The sequence below is a fragment of the Maricaulis sp. genome (assembly GCF_030149515.1).
Classification (GTDB): Bacteria; Pseudomonadota; Alphaproteobacteria; order Caulobacterales; family Maricaulaceae; genus Maricaulis.
Genome location: NZ_JASBRI010000011.1, coordinates 1 through 6,649 on the forward strand (window position 1 = coordinate 1; position 6,649 = coordinate 6,649).

8 protein-coding genes and 1 tRNA gene are annotated in these 6,649 nt (G+C 62.9%); 7 read left to right on the plus strand and 2 right to left on the minus strand.

Translation table 11 applies throughout. From position 1 onward, the window contains the following. The first annotated feature begins 49 nt into the window (after positions 1 to 49). From raiA to Q1U94_RS04650, 4 genes are all read left to right on the plus strand, one after another. Positions 50 to 673 (plus strand): ribosome-associated translation inhibitor RaiA, encoded by a 624-nt coding sequence (gene raiA, locus Q1U94_RS04635; RefSeq protein ID WP_300542329.1) that lies wholly within the window; start codon positions 50 to 52, stop codon positions 671 to 673. Between the two features lie 18 nt (positions 674 to 691). Then, positions 692 to 1,156 carry a PTS IIA-like nitrogen regulatory protein PtsN gene (gene ptsN, locus Q1U94_RS04640; RefSeq protein WP_300542330.1) on the plus strand — a complete coding sequence of 155 codons (465 nt, stop codon included), beginning with the start codon at positions 692 to 694 and terminating at the stop codon, positions 1,154 to 1,156. Between the two features lie 82 nt (positions 1,157 to 1,238). Then, positions 1,239 to 2,108, plus strand: a complete 870-nt coding sequence (locus tag Q1U94_RS04645; protein WP_300542331.1) for a hypothetical protein — start codon at positions 1,239 to 1,241, stop codon at positions 2,106 to 2,108. An 88-nt stretch (positions 2,109 to 2,196) separates the two neighbouring features. Beyond that, positions 2,197 to 3,369 carry an SEL1-like repeat protein gene (locus tag Q1U94_RS04650; protein ID WP_300542332.1) on the plus strand — a complete coding sequence of 391 codons (1,173 nt, stop codon included), beginning with the start codon at positions 2,197 to 2,199 and terminating at the stop codon, positions 3,367 to 3,369. Between the two features lie 163 nt (positions 3,370 to 3,532). On the opposite strand, the gene Q1U94_RS04655 is transcribed toward Q1U94_RS04650, so the two are convergent. Then, positions 3,533 to 3,608, minus strand: a tRNA-Ala gene (locus tag Q1U94_RS04655). A 104-nt stretch (positions 3,609 to 3,712) separates the two neighbouring features. After that, positions 3,713 to 4,150, minus strand: a complete 438-nt coding sequence (locus tag Q1U94_RS04660) for a TIGR02300 family protein (RefSeq protein ID WP_300542333.1) — start codon at positions 4,148 to 4,150, stop codon at positions 3,713 to 3,715. Positions 4,151 to 4,269: 119 nt separating this feature from the next. Between Q1U94_RS04660 and aroA the strand changes: the two genes are divergently transcribed. The 3 genes from aroA to Q1U94_RS04675 form a co-directional block, all read left to right on the plus strand. Then, positions 4,270 to 5,598 carry a 3-phosphoshikimate 1-carboxyvinyltransferase gene (gene aroA / locus Q1U94_RS04665; RefSeq protein ID WP_300542334.1) on the plus strand — a complete coding sequence of 443 codons (1,329 nt, stop codon included), beginning with the start codon at positions 4,270 to 4,272 and terminating at the stop codon, positions 5,596 to 5,598. Then, complete coding sequence (gene cmk, locus Q1U94_RS04670; RefSeq protein WP_300542335.1) at positions 5,595 to 6,221, plus strand: (d)CMP kinase; 627 nt, start codon at positions 5,595 to 5,597, stop codon at positions 6,219 to 6,221. Before aroA ends, cmk begins: the two co-directional genes overlap by 4 nt. Positions 6,222 to 6,403: 182 nt before the next feature. Then, the coding region (locus Q1U94_RS04675) for a S1 RNA-binding domain-containing protein (RefSeq protein WP_300542336.1) at positions 6,404 to 6,649 on the plus strand (246 nt) is incomplete at its 3' end.

Consider the following 6,649-nt stretch of genomic DNA (forward strand, 5'->3'; position numbering starts at 1 on the left):
AGTTCGAAAACGCCTCACGGGCTGGTGAATGGCCAGCGGGAAGGAGCGCATGCATACACAAGTTGTCAGCAAAGGCATCGACGTCAGCGACGCGCTGCGCGAGCAGATTCTGGGACGCGTAGAAGAAGGCGTGTCCAAATACTTCAACCGGCCGGGTGAAGCCTATGTGGCGATCTCGCGCGAAGGCGTCGGCTTCCGCGTCGATTGTTCGCTGCACCTGCCCTCCGGTGTCATGCTGCAGGCGCACGGCGAAGCCGACGACGCCTACAAGGCGGCGGATGAGACCATGATCCGCCTGGAGAAACGCCTGCGCCGCTACAAGCGCAAGCTGAAGAACCATCACGCCGACCACAAGGCCGAACTTCCGGCCGAACAGATGCCCTTCGTCGTACTCAAGGGCATGCGCGACACGTTCGACCGCGAGGAAGACCTCGACGAGGATGCCATTGAACCGCTCAATGGTGCGCCAGACCCGATCGTCATCGCCGAGAAGGCCGGTGAGGTTCGCACTCTGACGGTTGGCATGGCGGCTTTGGAACTGGACGCGCTGGACGTCCCCTTCCTTATGTTCCGCAATGCTGCTAATGGCGGCCTGAACATCGTCTACCGCCGTCCTGACGGCAATATCGGCTGGGTCGATCCGTCCAAAGCCGAACGAAACGAGCCTGCATAAGGACGCAGAAGTTTAACAATGGCGTTAGCTGATCTTATCCCGAGCGACGGGGTTGCCCTTGATTTGGGTGCCTCGAGCCGCAAGCAGGTTCTGCAATCGCTTGCCGATATTGCGGCCCGCGAAACGGGACTGAATGCGAGAACCATTTTTGACGCCGTGCTCCAGCGCGAGCGTCTCGGCTCGACCGGCGTTGGTCAGGGCGTGGCTATTCCCCACGCCCGCCTCGCCGGCATTCCCGCCGTCGCCGGTTTCTTTGCCCGGCTGAAATCCCCGATCGACTTTGATTCCATCGATGGTCGCCCGGCGGATCTGGTTTTCATGCTGCTGGCGCCGGAAGACGCCGGAGCCGAACATCTCAAGGCCCTGGCCCGGGTATCCCGTCTCCTGCGCCGCGAGGATATTCGCCAGCGCCTGCGCGCCGCGCCCGATGCCGAAGCCATCCAGGCCGTCCTGTTCGGTGAGCCGGCCAGCGACGCCGCCTGATCATCCCACAACGCCACGCTCATCATGGGTTCAGGTGCGCTGGAGTGATATCGCCCCAGATTTGATTTCTGGGAGATCTCTCATGCTGCGCACCTTCCTCGTGGCCACTGTTCTGGCGACCAGCGCTGCAGGCCTCGCCTCGGCCACAATGCAAACCGATATCGACGCGGCGCGCCTGCAGGCAGAAGCCGGCGATTTCAATGCCGCCTTCGACTATGGCTATGCCCTGACTTTCCCGGAAAGCGGCGATGCCGATTATGAAATCGGCCGCTACTGGCTGGTCCAGGCCGCCGATAACGGAATTGCCGAAGCCGACCACGTGCTTGGCCTGGTCTATCGGGACGGAATCGGCGTTGACGCCGACCTCGACCGCGCCCGCGCCTTCTTCGAGACCTCCTGGAGCCGCAACTACGCGCCGGCCGGCTTCAATCTCGCCGAACTCCTGATCTTCGATTACGAGAGCGATGCGGCAAGCGGGGTAGCCATCCTGCGCCGGCTGGCCGAAGGCGATAATGGCGTCGATGCCCAGCTGATGCTCGCCGACGCGCTGTTTTTCGGTCCCGACACAATTCGCGATGACAGCGCAGCCATCGCAGCCGCCGAAGCCGCCATCGCCCGCGACCCGGCAGCCCTGCAGGCCAATTACATCCTCGGCATTGCCGCCATGGAAGGGTTGGGCCGGACTGCCGATCCTGCGGCGGCTATCGCCCTGTGGCGCGCCGCGGCCGATACGGGTGATACGCTGAGCCTGGGGGCCCTGGCCCAGGCCTATACCGACGGAGACGGCGTTACCGCAGACCCGGTCGAGGCGCTGGCCTTGTGGCAAACCGCGGCCGCACTGGGCGACTTCACGGCGGCTGAAGCCGCGGCAGAACTGGAAGACCAGCTCAATGCCGGGCAACAGCAACAGGCCGAGACACGCGCCCAAGCGCGCCTGGCACAATTGCCATAAGCCCCGCTGCCAATCGACACGACTTCTGATTGACGCCTCCGGGTAGAGTTTCAATAGTGGAGCGGCATGCGCGATTGAGGGGGATTGCATGATTATCGCACTTGTCAGCGCGCTGGCGCTTGGACTGACCGCCCAGGCTGAAGCGGACCCGATCCGAACAGCGCCGGCGGTCGAAATTCTCGCCGATCCGCGTTCTGCCGATGCCGACTGGCTCTTCGCCATTGTCGAGGAGCGTTTCGACGCGGCAACGGCCAATGCCGACGAGAATCCGCTCGAAGTCGCCGAGCTCACCGTGCTGATCCAGCATCTGAGCCAGGATCAGCACCCCGGTGCGATGAACCTGATGGGCGTGATGATGATGAACGGCATCGGCCGCGTCGCCGACCCGGATGGCGCCATGGCCTATTACGAGCGCGCCTACCGCGCCGGAAATCCGGCTGCAGCGGGGAATTTTGGCGTCTACCGGCTGTACCAACCGGACCAGAACCAGCAGATCACCGGTTTCGACGCCCTGGTCAGCATCACGGACAATCCGGACGCACCAGATCATCTGCGCGCCCTTGCCACCGGGCATATCGGTATCGCCTACGCCTGGGGCCTGGCCGGGGTTGAGCAGGACATCCCGCTTGCGGTCGGCAATATCCTTGCCGGCGTGGAGGCGCTGCCGGATAATCCCGTCTTCAACTTTATGGCTGGCAACATCTATGAGAGCGGCCTGCAGCCCGGCGCATCCAGCCCCGATGTCGTGCAGGCGCTGAGCTATTTCGCTCGCGCAGCCGAGCGCGGCCACGGCCAGGCCGCTTGGAAGGCCGGCATGATACATCTGACCGGTGCCGGCACGCCGGTCGACGAGACCGAAGCCTATCGCTTCATGGTGCTGTCCTCGGAAGCCGGTTTCGACAATGGCATGATCTCCCGGGCCGTTATGCTGGCCACAGGGCAGGGAACCCAGGTCGATGGGGGGCTGGCCCGGACCTGGTATGAGGAAGCCGCGAAACTGGGCAATGCCCATGCGATGCGGGCGCTCGGCGCCATGTATCTTTATGGCGAGGGCGGTGAAGCAAACACGGCGATCGGCGTGGCGCTGCTGCAGCTGGCTCGTGATGGCGGCGACAGCATGGCCGAACGCCTGCTCGCCGACATCAGCCCGCAATTGCCGCAAACGGAAGACTGGTATCTCGAGCTGGGCGGCGCTCGCGCCTATATCCTGCAGACTTTCGGCATCACCCCGGATCAGATCTATGGCGGCCAGACGCAGTAACGCGTCCACCCCAATCCCGTCAGCACAATGAAAAACCCCGCCGGAAACCGGCGGGGTTTTGTATTTGCCATTTGGCTCGCCTTGCCGAAGCGCTTGGCTTCGGGCCCGCCTTCGCCTTTTCAGGCTTCGGCGTGGCAGCCTCTTGCTACTTCGTAGCGTAGGCTGGTGGAGCTAAGCGGAATCGAACCGCTGACCTCTTGAATGCCATTCAAGCGCTCTCCCAACTGAGCTATAGCCCCGAAACCCGGGTTCGCCGCCCTTGGGGTATGGGCGGTGAAGAGGCGCGGAACCTAGTCCCGGAATAGACCGGGATCAAGTGCGCATTGCGCCTCTCCTGCAGCGATCAGAGGTCTTCTTCGCCCTCGATATTGAAATCGCCGAGGTCGTCGTCTTCTTCCTCGTCGATCAGGACGGTCGTATTGTCGTCCTCGTCGCTGTCTTCAATGTCATCGGACTCGAAATCATCACCGATATCATCCGACAAGCCCGAGGCATCCTCGTTCTCGTCATCATCGGTGTCAGCCGGTTCTGCAGCGGCCAGATCGACCTCCACCGCATCATCGGCTTCCTCTTCGAAACCATCGGAATCGGCGGACGCCTCTTCCTTTTTCTCTTCTTTGTCCTCAGCCACATCCTTCACGGACGGGATTTGCGGCTCGAGTTCGGTCGGATCGTACTCGTGCCCGCACTTCGGACATTGGGCGGGAATCCGCCCCAGGTCATAAAATTTGGACGCACAGTTCGGACAAGTCCGCTTCGTCCCTAGATCAGCTTTGGCCATGACTTCCCTTCACAACCACAATTCGTTTCGGCGGGTCCCGTTGCCACGATCACCGCGCTCTGTCAAAACCTGATGACGGTGATCCCACCTCAATCCTCTATTTTTTGTTTACAGCGCCAATGACCGACCGCCTGCAGGGCCCTTATCGCGCCCGCCCCTCTCATCCGCTTAAGGGCCAGTTTCAAGCCCCCGGCGACAAGTCGATTTCCCATCGTGCCTTTATGTTTGCGGCCTTAGCCCGGGGCGAGAGCCTCATCGAGGCGGCGCTGGAAAGCGATGATGTCCTCAATACCGCCAAGGCCATGGCTGCAGTGGGCGCGAAAGTCGAGCGCACCGGACCGGGCGCCTGGCGCGTCGACGGCCTCGGGGGCCGATTCGAATCACCTGCCGGTGATCTCGACTTCGGCAATTCGGGCACTGGGGTGCGTCTGGTCATGGGGCTATTGGCCGGTTCGGGTGTCAGCGCCCGCTTTGTCGGCGACGCCTCGCTATCCTCGCGGCCGATGAAACGGGTCACTGATCCGCTCACCCTGATGGGGGCCAGGCTGGAAACACAGGACGGACGGCTGCCGGTCGACATGACACCGGCCACGCTCAGCGGAATTGACTACACCCCGCCCATGGCCTCGGCCCAGGTAAAGTCCGCCGTGCTGCTGGCCGGACTGACCGCCGAGGGCGTGACAGTCGTGCGCGAGCCGGTTCCGACCCGCGATCACACCGAAACCATGCTGAAACTGTTCGGCGGCGAGATCACCGTCGCCCTGGACGGAGATGGCCGGCGCATCACCCTGCCGGGAGCACAGCGGCTCGATCGCGCCCACATCCGCGTGCCCGGCGACCCGTCTTCGGCCGCCTTCGCTGTGGTAGCCGCCCTGATTACGCCCGGCTCAGAGATCACGATAACGGGCGTGATGGACAACCCCGCCCGCTCGGGCCTGTATCGCACCTTGCAGGACATGCAGGCCGATCTGGATATCCGCCCGGGCCCGGACATGGCCGGCGAGCGCACGGTCGATATCACCGCCCGCCACAGCGCTTTGAAGGCCATTGATGTGCCCGCTGACCGCGCGCCCTCCATGATCGACGAGTATCCCATCCTGTCCGTTGCCGCGGCATTTGCCGATGGCACCACCCGAATGCTCGGCCTGGACGAATTGCGTGCCAAGGAAAGCGACCGGCTGGAAGCGACAGCGGCCATTCTGCGGAACAATGGTGTCGATGTGGCCATTGAAGGCGACACGCTGGCCGTCACCGGTTCCGCCACAGTCCCCGGCGGTGGCCGGGTGGAAACCCTGCACGATCATCGCATAGCGATGAGCGGGCTGGTGCTCGGCCTGGCGGCGCAAAACCCGGTCGAGGTCGACGACACAGCTATGATCGCGACCAGCTATCCTGACTTCCTGGACCATATGGAGGCGTTGGGCGCGGTGCTGGAGCCGGCACGATGATTATTGCGGTGGATGGCCCGCTCGCCTCCGGCAAGGGCACGATCGCGCGGACCCTGGCAGCCAAATTCGCCCTGCCCTATCTCGACACTGGTTCGCTCTATCGCGCCACGGCCCTCGCCGTGCTCGATGCGGGAGACGACCCGGCCGATGCCAAGGCGGCGGTCCGCGCAGCTCAAGGCCTGAAAGCTGATGCGATCGACGAGTCCCGGATCCGCACTGCCGACGCCGGCGCCGCGGCCTCCAAGGTCGCCGTCATCCCGGAGGTCCGCGAAGCGCTCTATAAGGTGCAACGTGATTTCGCCTATCAACCGGGCGGCGCCATTCTCGATGGCCGTGATATCGGCACGGTGATTTGCCCGGATGCGGATGTGAAACTCTTTGTCGTCGCCGATGCCGAGACACGGGCCCGCCGCCGCTGGATGGAACTCCAGGCCAAGGGTGACACGATCAGCTATGAAGAAATGCTGTCGCAGACGCTGGAACGCGACGCCCGCGACGCCCAGCGCAGCGATGCGCCCATGCAGGCCGCAGAGGATGCGACCTTGCTTGATACGACGTCCTTGAGTATAGACGCCGCCGTTGCGGCAGCTATCGCGATTGTGGAAAAACGCCAAAAGGCGTGACGCTATCGGGGCTACCCCAGCATTGGTTCGAGTGCGTTCGAGTGGTTTCGCGGTCTCATCCGAGAGGCGAAAGCGCTGGTACTCATTCGTTATGTCAACACTTAACCCGCTGTTATCGCAGCACAAACCGGCGAGCCACTCCTTAGATCAAACCTTGTTCGCCGGCTGGAGCAACCCTTTATATGTCTACCGAATCTCTCACCCCGACGACTGATGATTTTGCCGCCATGCTGGAGGCAAGCCTCGCCGGACGCGATCTGGCTGAAGGCCAAGTCGTCAAAGGCAATGTAACCGCCATCGAAAACGACGTTGTTGTCGTCGATGTTGGCCTCAAGACCGAAGGCCGCGTGCCGATGCGCGAGTTCACGGGTCCGGGCTCTGAAGCCCCGGCCGTGGGTGACGAAGTTGAAGTTTACCTGGAGCGCATC